A 14,249-nucleotide genomic window follows, 5' to 3' on the forward strand; every position below is an offset into this window, starting at 1 on the left:
CTTTCCCGTCATCCCCGCGAAGGCGGGGATCCAGGGTCACAAAGGTCTGCGCTGCCTGGCTCTGGATCCCCGCCTTCGCGGGGATGACGCTTATTGGGTGGCGGTTGCGGCACTGCCGGGGTGACGCGGGGCGAAGTTGGCGCTAAGCGCGCGCCATGAGCGACCAGAAGAACTATACCTACGCCCAGGCGGGTGTCTCGATCGCGGCCGGCAACGCGCTGGTCCGGGCGATCGGCCCGCTCGCCAAGTCCACGCGCCGCGCCGGCGCCGATGCCGATCTCGGCGGGTTCGGCGGCGTGTTCGACCTGAAGGCGGCGGGGTTCACCGATCCGCTGCTGGTCGCGGCGAATGACGGCGTGGGCACCAAGCTCAAGCTCGCGATCGATTACAACGCGCATGACGGCGTCGGCGTCGACCTGGTCGCGATGTGCGCCAACGATCTGATCGTCCAGGGCGCCGAGCCTTTGTTCTTCCTCGACTATTATGCCAGCGGCAAGCTGGTGCCAGAGACCGCCGAGCGCGTGATCGCCAGCATCGCCGAGGGCTGCCGCCAGGCCGGCTGCGCGCTGATCGGCGGCGAGACCGCCGAGATGCCGGGCATGTACGCCGATGAGGACTATGACCTGGCCGGCTTCTGCGTCGGCGCGGTGGAGCGCAGCCAGCTGCTCGACGGCAGCAAGATCCGCCCCGGCGACGTGCTGCTCGGCCTGGGCTCGACCGGCGTGCACTCGAACGGCTTCTCGCTGGTCCGCCGCCTTGCCGCCGACAAGGGCTGGAAGATGGATCGCCCCGCGCTGTTCGACCAGGAAGTGATCCTGCTCGATGCGCTGATGGCACCGACCCGCATCTATGTGCAAAGCCTGCTTCCGCAACTTCGCAAGGGCACGATCCACGGCCTGGCGCACATCACCGGCGGCGGCCTGCTTGAGAATGTCCCGCGCGTGCTGCCCGAGGGCTGCCATGCGAAGATCGATGCCGGTTCCTGGCCGCTGCCGCGCCTGATGGCCTTCCTCCAGGCACAGGGAAATATCGAGCCCGAGGAAATGGCGCGCACCTTCAACTGCGGCATCGGCATGGTCGCGGTGGTCTCGCCCGACGTGGCGGAAGCGGTGAAGACGGAACTCTACGATGCGGGCGAGGAAGTGTTCGTGATCGGCGAAGTCGTCGAAGGCGAGCGCGGCTGCACCGTGTTCGGTGACGGCGAGACCTGGAGCGCGCGCGGGGAGTGGTCCGCCACCCACAATGCGTAAGAAGCTCGGTATCCTGATTTCCGGGCGCGGATCGAACATGGCCGCGCTCGTCGAGGCCGCCAAGGCTGCCGACTGCCCGTACGAAGTCGCGCTCGTCGCCAGCGACAAGCCGGCCGCCGAGGGGCTTGCCTGGGCGGCGGCGCAGGGCGTCGCGACCTTCGCGCAGAGCCCCAAGGGCATGGCCAAGGCCGAATATGAGGCGAAGATCGACGCGGCGCTGCGCGAGGCCGGCGTCGAGGCGATCGCGCTTGCCGGATACATGCGCCTGCTCACCGACGATTTCGTTGCGCGCTGGCGTGGCCGGATCCTCAACATCCACCCCTCGCTGCTGCCCAAGTACAAGGGCCTCGATACCCATGCCCGGGCGATCGCGGCGGGGGACAGCCATGGCGGCGCATCGGTGCACATCGTCACCGAGGAGCTCGATGCCGGCGAAGTGCTCGGCCAGGCCGAAGTGGCGATCCTGCCCGGCGACACGGTGGAAAGCCTTGCGCAGCGCGTGCTGAAGGAGGAACATCGGCTCTACCCGAGGGTAGTCGCCGAGTTCCTATGCCGCTGAACCGAAACTCGATCCTGATCTCCGCCATCGCTGGCCTTGCCTGCGCGCTGATCGCGCCGGCGGTCGCTTCTGCCCAGACCGCCCCGCCCCGCACTACCGGGGACGCTAACCGGCCCGGGGGCTTTGTCACGGCGCCGACCGCGCGCCCGGCGGTGCCCATGCCGGCGGCGCGCAAGCGCGCCAAGCGTCCGCTGAAGGAACCGATCTCGCCGCGCCTGCTTGGGCTGGCGATCGGGCCGGATGATTATCCCGTCTCCCTTATTCGTGCCGGTGCGCAGGGCCGCGTCATTGCCGTCGTCCAGATCTCCGCCTCCGGGCAGGCGACCGGGTGCGAGATCGCCCAGAGCACGGGCTATCCCGATCTCGATGCCCATAGCTGTGCGATCATCCTGCAGCGTGCCCAGTTCGAACCGGCACGGGACGAATATGGCGACCCCGTTGCCAGTTCCGTCAGGGCGCCCATCAACTGGCAAATCCCCGAATGAAGGAGCGCATATGCCGTTGAGCCCCGATCCGGCCGTCGCCCTTACCCAGGTCCGCGCGATCGCGCTGGAGCTTCCCGAAAGCGAGGAGCGGCCCAGCCATGGCCAGCCGACCTTCTTCGTTGCCGGCAAGCAGTTCGCCCAGTTCCGCCACGATCATCATGGCGACGGCCGCACCATCGTCGCGGTGAAGACCGCCGATGACGAGGAAGGGCCGAACCTGATCGGGATCGCGCCGGAGACCTATTCGAAGGTCGCCTATTTCGGTGTGGGCTGGGTCGGCATCGCGCTCGGCGGGCCCGATATAGACTGGGACTTTGTCGGCGACCGGATCGCACGGAGCTGGGAGCTCGCCGCGCCGCGCCGGCTGCTCGAGGCGGGCGGCCGCTGAAATCTCCGGAAATCTTGGATATTTTCCCGTTCATCCGAGTTACTTCCCCATTCATCGCTCCTGTGCCGGGAACGGCGGACAAGGAAGAAACATGGGACAGAAGATCTCGCCCGCGGAGCCGGAAGAAGTGGCCGGCGTAGCCACCGCGGAGCAAGGCGTGGTGCTGCTCGACGGACCGAACGGCGTCGCCATCGCGATGACGCCCCAGGCGGCGGAAGAAACCGGCCGCCGGCTGGTCGCGGCGGCGCAGGAAGCAGCCAGCCAGGGCAGCGCAGAGGCGCATCCGAGCTGAGCCCATGTCGCCGTCCATGTTGACCCCCTGCCCCCGCGCCCGCGATAAGGGGCGCCGATGATCAAGGTCGCCAGCTACAATATGCGCAAGTCGATCGGCACCGACCGTCGTCGACGCCCGGAGCGCACGCTGCAGGTGCTTTGCGAGATCGGCGCCGACATCGTCGCGCTCCAGGAAGCCGATCGTCGTTTCGGCGAGCGTTCGGCGGTGCTTACCCAGCACCTTCTCTCCGAGCATAGCGACTACAAGCCCGTGCCCTTCGGCACCAAGGCGCGCTCGATGGGCTGGCACGGCAATGCGCTGCTGGTCCGCAAGGACGCGACGGTCCTCGATTGCGAAGCGATCCATTTGCCCGCGTTGGAGCCGCGCGGCGCGGTGATGGCCGATGTGCGCCTCGCCGGCGGAACGGTGGTGCGGGTGGTCGGCATGCATCTCGACCTGTCCGGCCTGTGGCGGCGGCGCCAGGCGCATGCGATCATCACGCATCTCCAGGCGAGCACCCACCAGTATCCGACGATCCTGATGGGCGACCTGAACGAATGGAGCGCCCAGTCCGGCTGCCTGCGCGATTTCTCCAGCCACTATGCCTTCGCCAGCACCGGCAAGAGCTTCCATGCCCGCCGCCCGATGGCGCGGCTCGACCGGATCATGGCCAGTCCGGAGTTGACCATAACCGATGCCGGGGTGCACGACAGCCTGCAGGCGCGCACCGCGTCCGACCACCTGCCCATCTGGGCGACTATAAAGGTCTAATGGCCGAAACGCGCGACAAGGAACTGCGGCTCGCACTGGTCTGCTACGGCGGGATCAGCCTGGCCGTGTACATGCACGGCATCACCAAGGAGATCTGGCGCCTCGCCCGAGCAAGCTGCGCCGAGCGCGACGGCGCCAATGGCGGGCCCGATGTCTATCGCGAATTGCTCGAGGAGATCCGCGAGAGCTGCGGGGTGAACCTGCGCGTGCTGGTCGATATCCTCGCCGGCGCCAGCGCCGGCGGGATCAACACGGTTTTCCTGGCCCAGGCGATCGCCACCGGCCAGTCGCTCGATCCGCTGACCGATCTGTGGATGGACAATGCGGATGTCGAGGCTCTGCTGGAGCCGCGCCAGCGCCCGTCGCACCGCTTCGCCAAGCTCTGGGCGGTGCCGATCGCCTGGCTGGTCGCCAATCGCTCCAAGACGGTCGACGAGACAGTGGAAGCCGGCGCGCGTGAGGAAGTGCGCACCAAGCTTGAGCACTTCGTCCGCTCGCGCTGGTTCGAGCCGCCCTTTGGTGGCAAGCGGCTGGCCAACACGATCCTCGACGCCTTTGGCGCGATGGCCAAGGGGCCGAAGGAGAAGCGCCTGCTGCCCGAGGGGCAGCCGCTCGACCTGTTCGTCACCGTCACCGATTTCCGCGGCCATCCCGAGGCGCTGCGGCTCAATTCGCCGGCCAGCGTGATGGAGAATGAGCACCGGCTGGTCTTCTCCTTCACCGATCGCGGCTATCCGGACGAGAAGTTCGCCGACGCGCCCAGCCTGACCTTCGCCGCGCGCGCCACGTCGAGCTTCCCGGGCGCCTTCCCGCCGATGACCCTGGCCGAGATGGACGACCTGCTCGCCGAACGGAAACAGGCCTGGCCGCAGCGCAACGCGTTCCTTGAGCGGGTGCTGCCGCGCCAATGGGCGGAGAACAAGGCCGAGAAGGCGGTGCTGATCGACGGGTCGGTGCTCGCCAACGCGCCCTTCCGCCCGGCGATGGAAGCGCTGAAGGAGCGCCCCGCCCGCCGCCAGGTCGATCGGCGCTTCGTCTTCGTCGACCCCTTCCCCAATTTCCGCTTCGATTTCTACGGTGGGGACGAAGGGACGCCCGGCTTCTTCGCGACGATCATCGGCGCGCTGTCCGAGCTGCCGCGCGAGCAGCCGATCCGCGACAATCTCGACGAGATCGCGCGGCGCTCGCACCGGATCGAGCGGATGCTGGGCATCCTGGCCGAGATCCGCGCCGATGTCGAAACCCAGGTCGAGGCGCTGTTCGGCTACACGCTGTGGCTCGACTATCCCAACCCAAAGCGGCTCGCCGCCTGGCGCAAGCGCGCCCAGGTCTCGGCGGCGGCCAAGGCGGGCTATGGGCACACGGCCTATGGTCTGCTCAAGGTGGAGGGCGCGATCGATCGCACCGCGCGGCTGCTCTATACGGTCGGCGAGCAGCACGGTCCCGAGCGACTGCACGAGATCCGCGAAGCGCTGGCCGCCGCGGTCCAGTCGCGCGGGGCGGACCGGTTCGGCGCGATGCATTCCAATGGCGCTTCGCCCGAGACGCTGGAGTTCCTGCGCGCGCACGACCTCGGCTTCCGCATTCGCCGGCTCCGGCTGCTCGCGCGCCGCCTGACCGAGATCGACTTGCCGACCAGCCATGGCGAGCTGAAGCCGATGCGCGAGGCGATCTATGATTCGCTGGCCAGCTATCTCGAGCTCAAGCGCGCCGACACCTTCGCCGATCTGCGCGACGAGATACGGATGATGACCGACGATGCCGGTCCGATCCTCGATCGGCTGGCGGAGCGGATGCAGCTCAAGAAGCTCGACGGCGAGACCGATGCGCGGTTGGCCGAGGGGCTGAGCACCTTGTCGAAGGAGCTGCGCCGCCCGATGCTGCTCGCGCATCTCGGCTTCCCCTTCTACGACATCGCAACGTTGCCCCTGCTCCAGGGCGAGGGCGTCGACGAGTTCGACCCGATCCGGGTGGACCGCATCGCCCCCGATGACGCTACCGCGATCCGCACCGGCGGCGCCGAGGCGACACTCAAGGGCATCCAGTTCAACAGCTTCGGCGCGTTCTTCAGCCGTGCATACCGCGAGAACGACTATCTGTGGGGGCGCCTGCACGGCGCGGACCGGCTGATCGACATCGTCCTCTCCACCCTCGACCCCGCGGTGCGGCTGTCGGAGGAGCGGACGGCGGCGATCAAGCGGCGGATGTTCCATGCGATCCTCGACGAGGAGGAACCGCGGCTGACCAGGATCCCAGGGCTGTTCGCGGAGCTGCGGGCGGAGATCGGGTAGCTCCCTTTCCCCCTCGCGCAAAAGCGGGACAGGGATTGCTAGGCTGGCCAAACCGGCGTTCCCGACATAGAACCATCACCACCTAACGCGGGAAGGGAGACGGATGCGGTTTCTGAAGGTGCTGTTCTGGCTGTTGCTGGGCGGCCTTGTCGCAGGCTTCGTGATCTACAATGGCGACGAGCGCGTGAACGTGCACCTGTGGAGCGGGTTGATCGCCGATTTCAGCCTGCCGCTGCTCCTGATCCTCGTCTTCCTCGCCGGGTTGCTGCCGGTGCTGCTTGCCTATCATGCGCTGCGCTGGCGGATGCGCCAGCGGATCACCGGGCTGGAGCGCGCGCTGAACGATGTGCGTGCGATCAATGCGATGCCCGAGCCCGCGCCGGTAACGCCCGAGCCCGTACCTGCCCTTCCTGCTTCGCCCCAGGGCGGCCTGCCGCTGGGAGACGCATGATGAGCCCGATCTATGTCGCGATCGACACGCCCGACCTGGAGCGCGCGAAAACCATTGCACAGCGCGTGAAGGCGCATGTTGGGGGCATCAAGCTCGGCCTCGAATTCTTCATGGCGAATGGTCGCGCCGGCGTGCACGAGATGCATGACATCGGCCTGCCGATCTTCCTCGACCTCAAGTTCCACGACATCCCCAACACCGTCGCCAAGGCGATCCAGGCGCTTCGCCCGCTCGAGCCGGCGATCCTGACCGTGCACGCAGCCGGCGGCCGCGCGATGCTGGAGGACGCCAAGGCCGCGGCACCGACCGGCACCAAGGTCGTCGCGGTGACGATGCTCACCAGCCTCGACGACAGTGACCTGACCTCGATCGGCCTCAAGCCCGATCCGCATGAGCAGGTGATGCGGCTGACCGAACTGGCCAAGTCCTCGGGCGTCGACGGCATCGTCTGTTCGGGCAACGAAGTCGCGGCGGCCAAGAAGATCTGGCACGATGGCTTCTTCGTCATTCCCGGCGTCCGCCCGGCGAATGGCGTGATCGGCGACCAGAAGCGCGTGGTCACCCCGCGCGCCGCGCTCGATGCCGGCGCCTCGATCCTGGTGGTCGGCCGCCCGATCACCCAGGCCGCCGACCCGGATCTCGCCGCGCGCGAGATCGAGGCGACGCTCTGAGCCGATGGGCAGCGCCGCACTCCTGCTGGCGCTGCTGATAGGAGCGGCCCCGCCGCAATCCGAAGACTATACGGTCCTGCCGCCGGACATGGCGGCCGGGCTGCTGAAGCAATGCTCCCGCGCCACACCCAAGCCCGGCGAGAGCGGCTGGACGCCCGGCAAGGACGACATCGCCCGGCTGGAGGCGCGAATCCCCGGGTTCCTCGCCCTGGCCGCGGAGCTGACGAGCTGGGACGCGAAGTCCCGCAGCGAGCTCAAGGACGCGCCGAAGGGTTGGCTTCGCCAATATGTCGGCATCGTGCGCGGCGGAAAGCGCTTCATCTACGGCAATTTCCTGCCCGCGAAGCATGGCGACTGGGGCGAGTGGCGGACCGAGCCGATGATCGTCTGCGATGGCGGCCCGGTCTTTTTCGGGCTGGAATATGATGTCGAGAAGGACCGGATCACCGATCTCGCCTTCAACGGCAGCATCGCCTGAGCGCGATGCATTCGGGAGCAAGACCAGGACCATAGACGCGGGAGGCAGTGATGATGCGGATTGCGGCTTTCGGACTCTTCGCCCTTTTCCTCGCATTCTTCGGCCTTCACGCCGCCGCGCCACCACCGCCGCAACAGGCGAGTTTCGATTGCGCCAAGGCCAGCCACCCGCTCGAAAAGACGATCTGCGCCAGTCCGAAGCTGCGTGCGCTCGATGGCGAGGTTGCGGCGCTCTACAAGGCGAAGCTCGCCCTGCTGTTCGACAAGCAGGGCTTCCGCGGCCAGCAGCGCGACTGGCAGCAGATCCTGCGCACTCGCTGCGCCGGGAAGTGCGATGCAGCTTCGGTGGAGGCGGACTATACCGTCCAGCGCAATTCGCTGCGCGGCTTCAACGAGGAGACGTGGGAGGCGAGCTACAAGACCGCCGATATCGAGCGGCTCGCGATCACCCATGTCGATGCCAGGCAGTTCGACTTCACCCTGACCCGCGATCTCGACGGCCAGATCCTGTGCAAGCTCCCCGCCGACGATGGCGAGGCGGGCGCGATCGCCCGCTTCACCACGCCGGACAAGGCGAGCTGGAGCGCCGGCACCTGTCGGATCGACTTCACGCTGGAGCGCGACAAGACCGGTCATGTCACCGAGATCGCGGCCGTCGCCTCGCCCGGTTGCAAGCGCTACTGCAAGGCAAACCAGGTGCTGAGCGACAATTTCACGCCGGCCAACAACTGGGTCGCCAGCAATCAATAAGGGTGGTCCCCCGAAACTACCGGCTCCCCGGCGAGGGCAATCAGTGCGTGCCGTCGTTGAGGATGGCGAACACCTGCGCATAGTCCCCGCGCGCCTCGGCGAAGCGGAGGAACTTGACCCGCTCCGTCAGGTTCTCGGCGGCACCCGCCTCGAACTGCGCCATCGTCTCGGCGATATAGTCGGCGAGCGGCATCGAATTGGGGTTCTGGGCGTGGCCCGGCATCAGGTCGGTCGCCACCGCCGGCGGGGCGATCTCGATCACTTCGACGCTGGTGCCCTTGAGCTGGTGGCGCAGCGACTGGCTCCAGCTGTGGATCGCCGCCTTGGTCGCCGAATAGGTGGGCGTGGCGGTGAGCGGGACAAAGGCCAGGCCCGAGCTCACGGTGGCGACTGTCGCCTTGGGCTGGGCCAGCAGGTGTGGCAGCAACGCGGCGTTGAGGCGGATCGGCCCGAGCAGGTTGGTGGCGATCGTCGCCTCGGCGATGGCCAGGTCAGACCCCGGGGCGATCAGCGTCTCGGCCTGCATGATCCCGGCATTGTGGATCACGACGTTGAGCGCGGGATGCACCGCGACGATCTCGCGGGCGAAGCGGGCGATGTCCGCAGCATCGGCGACGTCGAGCGTCGCGGTGGCGATGCCAGGATTGGCGGCGGCGACTTCCTCGAGCGCGCTCGCGCGGCGACCCGAGACGATCACCTTGTTGCCCCGCGCATGCAGCGCCTCGGCGAGGGCGCGGCCGATGCCGGTGCCGCCGCCGGTGATCAGGATGGTGTTGCCGGTGATGTCCATGGTCGAGCTCCTTTCGAATGTCTGGACGCCGGATATCGTAGCATGGTACCCATTGGGGAGTAGGCACCCAAAATATTCATACACACCTTTTGGAAACCATGGCGACCAATCCCCATCACGACTATCCCGATCTCGACCCGCGGGTGGAGGCGCTCGTCACCGAGATCATCGGCCGCGTCGCCGACAAATGGACGATGATCGTGCTCGAGGCGCTGACCGAGCATGGTGAGCTGCGCTTCTCGAAGCTGCGCGCCGAATGCGGCGGGATCAGCCAGAAGATGCTCACCCAGACGGTGCGCGCGATGGAGCGCGACGGGCTGCTGGTCCGCACCGTCCACCCGGTGATCCCGCCGCGTGTGGAATATCGCCTCACCGAGCTGGGCGGCAGCTTGGCCGAGGCGTTCTGCGGCGTCTGGGTCTGGGCGGCGCGCAACCTGGAGCGGATCGAGAGCTCGCGTGAAGCCTTCGACGCGCGCGCCATCGACTGAAATCCGTTCCCCGGCGAAGGCCGGGGCCCAGTTGCCACGTCGTTCGAGAGGCCCCCGCGCCATCGATAGTGCGCCGAGACTGGGCCCCGGCCTTCGCCGGGGAACAGATTAGGTGTACTTGCCAAACACGGCCTGTCGTCCGACAGGAGCGCCATGCCCGAACCGACCATCCGCCCCGCCACGCGCGACGACCTGCCCGCGATCCACCCGATCATCGAACGCGCCTATCGCGGCGAGACCGCGCGCGCCGGATGGACGCATGAGGCGGACCTCATCATCGACAGCCCGCGCACCGATATCGCGACGCTCGCCGCCATCGTCGACGACCCGGCCCAGCGCCTGCTGATCGCGGATAGCGGCGCTGGCCTGCTCGGCTGCGTCCAGGTGACCAGCAAGGGCGATGGCCTCGCCTATCTCGGCCTGCTCTGCGTCGATCCGACGCTCCAGTCGGCCGGGCTCGGCAAGCAACTCGTCACCGCCGCCGAGGATTGCGCGCGCGAGGCATTCGGCGCCAGCGTGATGGAGATGACGGTGATCGACAAGCGTGCCGAGCTGATCGCCTTCTACGAGCGCCGCGGCTATCGCAATTCGGGCGAGAAGCGCGATTTCCCGGTGCCGCTCGATCCGCCCCTGTTCATGGTCGTGCTGGTCAAGGATCTCTGATGCCGGTCACCGCCAAGATCTGTGGCCTGTCCACGCCCGATACGCTCGATGCGGCGGTGCAGGGCGGCGCGAGCCATGTCGGCTTCGTCTTCTTCCCGCCTTCCCCGCGCAATGTCGGGATCGAGCAGGCGCGGGCGCTGGCGGCCCGGGTGCCGGATCACGTCACGAAGGTGGGCGTGTTCGTCGATCCCGACGATGCGCTGATCGACGCCGTGACGGCAGCGACCGGCATCCGCACGCTGCAGCTCCACAAGACCGCGTTCGAGCGCGTCGCCGAGCTGGACGGTCGCGGCCACCATGTCTGGCCGGCGATTTCGGTGAAGCGCGCATCCGACCTGGACGAATCCGCGCGCTTCGCGGCCATCCCGGTCGACCGCATCGTGTACGATGCCAAGACGCCCGACGATGCGCTGCTGCCGGGCGGCATGGGGCTGCGCTTCGACTGGACGATGCTGAGCGGCTATCGCCATCCCGGCCCGTGGATGCTGGCCGGTGGGCTCGATCCGCAGAACGTGATCCCGGCCATCCAGATGACCGGCGCCAGACTGGTCGATGTCTCCTCGGGCGTGGAAAGCGCGCCGGGCGTCAAGGATGTTGCCAAGATCGCTGCATTCCTTAAAGCGGTCGCGCAATGTTGAGGCCGTTTGTCCCTGTCCGCATCGAGTTTCGATGGCGTTGATCGCTCGCTCCCACGCCAGCGCCCGCCATCCGAAATCATGAGAGACGCAATGACCGACCCTGCAACCCTGCCCAATTCCCTGCGCAACCTGCCTGATGAGCATGGCCATTTCGGCCAGTTCGGCGGCCGCTTCGTCGCCGAGACGTTGATGCCGCTGATCCTCGACCTGGAACGCGAATATCGCGCGGCCAAGGCGGATCCCGCGTTCAAGGCCGAGTTCGACGACCTGCTCGAACATTATGTCGGCCGTCCGAGCCCGCTCTACTTCGCCGAGCGGCTGACGGAGTATTACGGCGGTGCCAAGATCTACTTCAAGCGCGAGGAGCTGAACCACACCGGCGCGCACAAGATCAACAACTGCATCGGCCAGATCCTGCTCGCCCGCCGCATGGGCAAGACGCGGATCATCGCCGAGACCGGCGCGGGCCAGCACGGCGTCGCCACCGCGACGGTTGCCGCGCGCTTCGGCCTGCCATGCGTGATCTTCATGGGCGCGAAGGATGTCGAACGGCAGAAGCCGAATGTCTTCCGGATGAAGCTGCTCGGGGCCGAAGTGCACCCCGTCACTTCAGGCGCCGAGACGCTCAAGGACGCGATGAACGAGGCGCTGCGCGACTGGGTCGCCAACGTCCACGACACCTTCTACATCATCGGCACCGCGGCGGGCCCACACCCCTATCCCGAGCTGGTCCGCGACTTCCAGAGCGTGATCGGCATCGAGGCGCGCGCGCAGATCCAGAAGGCCGAAGGCCGCCTGCCCGACCTGCTGATCGCCGCGGTGGGCGGCGGATCGAACGCGATCGGGCTGTTCCATCCCTTCCTCGACGACAAGGATGTCGCGATGATTGGCGTGGAAGCGGCGGGTCACGGCATCGAGACCGGCCAGCACGCCGCCTCGCTGAAGGGCGGCTCCCCGGGCATCCTCCACGGCAACCGCACCTATCTGCTCCAGGACGAGGACGGCCAGATCACCGAGGCGCACTCGATCTCGGCGGGCCTCGACTATCCTGGCATCGGCCCCGAGCATAGCTGGCTGCACGAGAGCGGCCGGGTGGACTACCTCCCGATCACCGACCAGCAGGCGCTCGACGCCTTCCAGCTCTGCTGCAAGCTCGAGGGGATCATCCCGGCGCTGGAAAGCTCGCACGCCCTCGCCGCCTTGGAGACCAAGGCGCGCGAAATGGGACCGGACAAGATCATCGTGGTCAACGTCTCGGGCCGTGGCGACAAGGACATCTTTACCGTCGCGGAAGCGCTGGGGGTGGCGCTGTGAGCCGTCGCGTCGCTCGGATCGCCTTCATCATAACCCTTGTCGCCATGGGCATTGTACTTGGCATCGTGATCGGCTTGCCGCTCCTCGGTTGGGGAGGCGGCATGGGCGCCGTGCTTGGCACAGCGGCCCTGCTGACGGCAGGAACGATGTTTGATCGTCTTTTCCCCTGCGCCGGAGCCGCCAAATGAGCCGCCTCGCCAACGCCTTCCCGGCTGACCGCGCCGCGTTGGTCACCTTCATCACCGCGGGTGACGGCGACACCGCCGCCAATCTCGACGCGCTGGTCGCGAGCGGTGCGGACGTGATCGAGCTGGGCATGCCCTTCACCGATCCGATGGCCGATGGTCCGGCGATCCAGGCGGCGAACCTGCGCGCGCTCGGTGCCGGCACGCGCACCGCCGATGTGCTCGCCATCGCCAGCGGGTTCCGCGCGCGTCACCCGAACGTGCCGCTGGTGCTGATGGGCTATGCCAACACGATGACCCGGCCCACGCCCGAAGCCTTTGCCGCCAAGGCGGCCGAGGCCGGTGCGGACGGCGTCATCATCGTCGATATCCCGCCCGAGGAAGCACCCGAAGTCGCGCCCTTCACGGCGAACGGCATCGACGTGATCCGCCTTGCTACCCCCACCACCAATGCCGGGCGCCTGCCGGCGGTGCTCGAGGGTGCGTCGGGCTTTCTCTATTATGTCTCGGTCGCCGGGATCACCGGGCTGCAACAGGCTGCCCAGGGATCGATCGAGGATGCCGTGGCGCGCCTCAAGGCCGCTACCGATATCCCCGTCGCGGTCGGTTTCGGCGTCCGCACGCCGGAACAGGCCGAGGCGATCGCACGCGTGGCCGACGGTGTCGTCGTCGGCTCCGCAATCGTTGAACTTGTCGGAAAACACGGGAAGGATGCGCCGGAAGCTATCCGCGCCTATATCCACTCCCTCAAGACGGCCGTGGAGGCCGCAAGGAAAGAAGTCGCATGAGCTGGATCGATCGCGTCCGCAACGTCCTGGCCTTCACGCCCAAGAAGGACACCCCCGACAATCTCTGGCACAAGTGCAAGGGTTGCGGGCAGATGACCTTCATGAAGGAGCTGGAAGCCAACCAGCATGTTTGCCCGCATTGCGATCATCACGATCGCATCGGCCCGGCCGAGCGCTTCGCCTATCTGTTCGACGAGGGCAGCTACACCGTGCTCGCCACGCCGAAGGTAGCCGAGGACCCGCTCAAGTTCCGCGACCAGAAGCCCTACCCTGCGCGCCTCAAGGCCGCGCGGACCAGCACCGGCGAGCAGGACGCGTTCATCAACGCTTCGGGCAAGATCCTTGGCCGCAAGGCCGTGATCGGCGTGCAGGACTTCGCCTTCATGGGCGGCTCGATGGGCCAGGCCGTGGGCGAGGCGTTCATCCAGGGCGTCGAGGCGGCGATCGCGGCTCGCGCGCCGTTCATCGCCTTCACCGCCTCGGGCGGCGCGCGCATGCAGGAGGGCATCCTGTCGCTGATGCAGATGCCGCGCACCACCGTGGCGATCGAGATGCTCCACGATGCCGGCCTGCCCTATATTGTCGTTCTGACCGATCCGACTTCGGGCGGCGTGATGGCCGCCTATGCGATGCTGGGCGACGTCCAGATCGCCGAGCCGCGCGCCACCCTGGCCTTTACCGGCCGCCGCGTGATCGAGAACACGATCCGCGAGAAGCTGCCCGACGATTTCCAGACCTCGGAATATTATCGCGAGCACGGCCTGATCGACATGGTCACCCACCGCAAGGACCTGCGCGAGACGCTTGGCCAGCTGATCGGGCTGCTCTGCGAGGGCAAGAAGGCAGCGTGATCCTAATTAACCCCTCCCTTTCAAGGGAGGGGCGAGGGGTGGGTTTGCGAGGGGCGAGGCTCGATGCCTCGACCATCGCTTTTCGGGATGGCGGCAATGAGTCTTTTGAGCGCGCAGACGCGCGCACCCACCCCCGTCCCCTCCCTTGAAAGGGAGGGGCTTTAA

General features: G+C 67.3%; 19 protein-coding genes. 18 read left to right on the forward strand and 1 reads right to left on the reverse strand.

Translation table 11 applies throughout. The features are described 5' to 3' along the window. The first annotated feature begins 155 nt into the window (after positions 1-155). The 11 genes from purM (at position 156) to HNP52_RS09555 (ending at position 8,367) form a co-directional block, all read left to right on the forward strand. The gene (gene purM / locus HNP52_RS09505) at positions 156-1,250 is read left to right on the forward strand and encodes a phosphoribosylformylglycinamidine cyclo-ligase (protein WP_184166003.1); all 1,095 of its coding nucleotides are present in this window, start codon (positions 156-158) and stop codon (positions 1,248-1,250) included. Continuing rightward, a complete protein-coding gene (gene purN / locus HNP52_RS09510) occupies positions 1,243-1,809 on the forward strand; it encodes a phosphoribosylglycinamide formyltransferase (RefSeq protein ID WP_184166006.1) in 567 nt (188 codons plus the stop codon). The genes purM and purN overlap by 8 nt, the downstream gene beginning before the upstream one ends. Further along, positions 1,800-2,294, forward strand: coding sequence for an energy transducer TonB (locus HNP52_RS09515; RefSeq protein WP_184166009.1), 495 nt, complete (start codon positions 1,800-1,802; stop codon positions 2,292-2,294). The genes purN and HNP52_RS09515 overlap by 10 nt, the downstream gene beginning before the upstream one ends. 10 nt (positions 2,295-2,304) lie before the next feature. Then, entirely contained in the window at positions 2,305-2,682 is a 378-nt protein-coding gene (locus HNP52_RS09520) for an MmcQ/YjbR family DNA-binding protein (RefSeq protein WP_260396043.1), read from the forward strand. Positions 2,683-2,773: 91 nt separating this feature from the next. Continuing rightward, positions 2,774-2,974, forward strand: a complete 201-nt coding sequence (locus tag HNP52_RS09525) for a hypothetical protein (RefSeq protein WP_184166012.1) — start codon at positions 2,774-2,776, stop codon at positions 2,972-2,974. A 57-nt stretch (positions 2,975-3,031) separates the two neighbouring features. Continuing rightward, complete coding sequence (locus HNP52_RS09530; RefSeq protein WP_184166015.1) at positions 3,032-3,727, forward strand: endonuclease/exonuclease/phosphatase family protein; 696 nt, start codon at positions 3,032-3,034, stop codon at positions 3,725-3,727. Further along, on the forward strand, positions 3,727-6,018 hold the full coding sequence (locus HNP52_RS09535) for a patatin-like protein (RefSeq protein WP_184166018.1): 2,292 nt from the start codon (positions 3,727-3,729) through the stop codon (positions 6,016-6,018). Before HNP52_RS09530 ends, HNP52_RS09535 begins: the two co-directional genes overlap by 1 nt. A gap of 103 nt (positions 6,019-6,121) precedes the next feature. Further along, a complete protein-coding gene (locus tag HNP52_RS09540) occupies positions 6,122-6,469 on the forward strand; it encodes a lipopolysaccharide assembly protein LapA domain-containing protein (protein WP_184166019.1) in 348 nt (115 codons plus the stop codon). After that, positions 6,466-7,140, forward strand: a complete 675-nt coding sequence (pyrF, locus tag HNP52_RS09545) for an orotidine-5'-phosphate decarboxylase (RefSeq protein ID WP_184166021.1) — start codon at positions 6,466-6,468, stop codon at positions 7,138-7,140. The genes HNP52_RS09540 and pyrF overlap by 4 nt, the downstream gene beginning before the upstream one ends. A gap of 4 nt (positions 7,141-7,144) precedes the next feature. Then, positions 7,145-7,618: a hypothetical protein gene (locus HNP52_RS09550; RefSeq protein WP_184166023.1), complete on the forward strand. Its 474-nt coding sequence runs from the start codon at positions 7,145-7,147 to the stop codon at positions 7,616-7,618. 50 nt (positions 7,619-7,668) lie between these two features. Continuing rightward, positions 7,669-8,367, forward strand: coding sequence for a lysozyme inhibitor LprI family protein (locus tag HNP52_RS09555; RefSeq protein ID WP_184166025.1), 699 nt, complete (start codon positions 7,669-7,671; stop codon positions 8,365-8,367). Between the two features lie 40 nt (positions 8,368-8,407). Here HNP52_RS09555 and HNP52_RS09560 read toward each other — a convergent pair whose 3' ends face one another. Beyond that, positions 8,408-9,157: an SDR family oxidoreductase gene (locus HNP52_RS09560; protein WP_184166027.1), complete on the reverse strand. Its 750-nt coding sequence runs from the start codon at positions 9,155-9,157 to the stop codon at positions 8,408-8,410. 98 nt (positions 9,158-9,255) lie between these two features. Between HNP52_RS09560 and HNP52_RS09565 the strand changes: the two genes are divergently transcribed. The 7 genes from HNP52_RS09565 to accD all read left to right on the forward strand — a co-directional run bounded on the left by HNP52_RS09565 (position 9,256) and on the right by accD (position 14,084). Then, positions 9,256-9,645, forward strand: coding sequence for a helix-turn-helix domain-containing protein (locus HNP52_RS09565; RefSeq protein WP_184166029.1), 390 nt, complete (start codon positions 9,256-9,258; stop codon positions 9,643-9,645). 153 nt (positions 9,646-9,798) lie between these two features. Then, positions 9,799-10,308 (forward strand): GNAT family N-acetyltransferase, encoded by a 510-nt coding sequence (locus HNP52_RS09570; RefSeq protein WP_184166032.1) that lies wholly within the window; start codon positions 9,799-9,801, stop codon positions 10,306-10,308. Then, on the forward strand, positions 10,308-10,946 hold the full coding sequence (locus HNP52_RS09575; protein WP_184166035.1) for a phosphoribosylanthranilate isomerase: 639 nt from the start codon (positions 10,308-10,310) through the stop codon (positions 10,944-10,946). The genes HNP52_RS09570 and HNP52_RS09575 overlap by 1 nt, the downstream gene beginning before the upstream one ends. Positions 10,947-11,036: 90 nt before the next feature. Next, positions 11,037-12,260 (forward strand): tryptophan synthase subunit beta, encoded by a 1,224-nt coding sequence (trpB, locus tag HNP52_RS09580; protein ID WP_184166038.1) that lies wholly within the window; start codon positions 11,037-11,039, stop codon positions 12,258-12,260. After that, positions 12,257-12,448, forward strand: coding sequence for a hypothetical protein (locus HNP52_RS09585; RefSeq protein WP_184166041.1), 192 nt, complete (start codon positions 12,257-12,259; stop codon positions 12,446-12,448). The genes trpB and HNP52_RS09585 overlap by 4 nt, the downstream gene beginning before the upstream one ends. Then, a complete protein-coding gene (gene trpA / locus HNP52_RS09590) occupies positions 12,445-13,233 on the forward strand; it encodes a tryptophan synthase subunit alpha (protein ID WP_184166044.1) in 789 nt (262 codons plus the stop codon). Before HNP52_RS09585 ends, trpA begins: the two co-directional genes overlap by 4 nt. After that, positions 13,230-14,084 carry an acetyl-CoA carboxylase, carboxyltransferase subunit beta gene (accD, locus tag HNP52_RS09595; protein ID WP_184166047.1) on the forward strand — a complete coding sequence of 285 codons (855 nt, stop codon included), beginning with the start codon at positions 13,230-13,232 and terminating at the stop codon, positions 14,082-14,084. Before trpA ends, accD begins: the two co-directional genes overlap by 4 nt. Positions 14,085-14,249 lie beyond the last annotated feature (165 nt).

The sequence above is a fragment of the Sphingomonas kyeonggiensis genome (assembly GCF_014204495.1).
Taxonomy (GTDB): domain Bacteria; phylum Pseudomonadota; class Alphaproteobacteria; order Sphingomonadales; family Sphingomonadaceae; genus Sphingomonas; species Sphingomonas kyeonggiensis_A.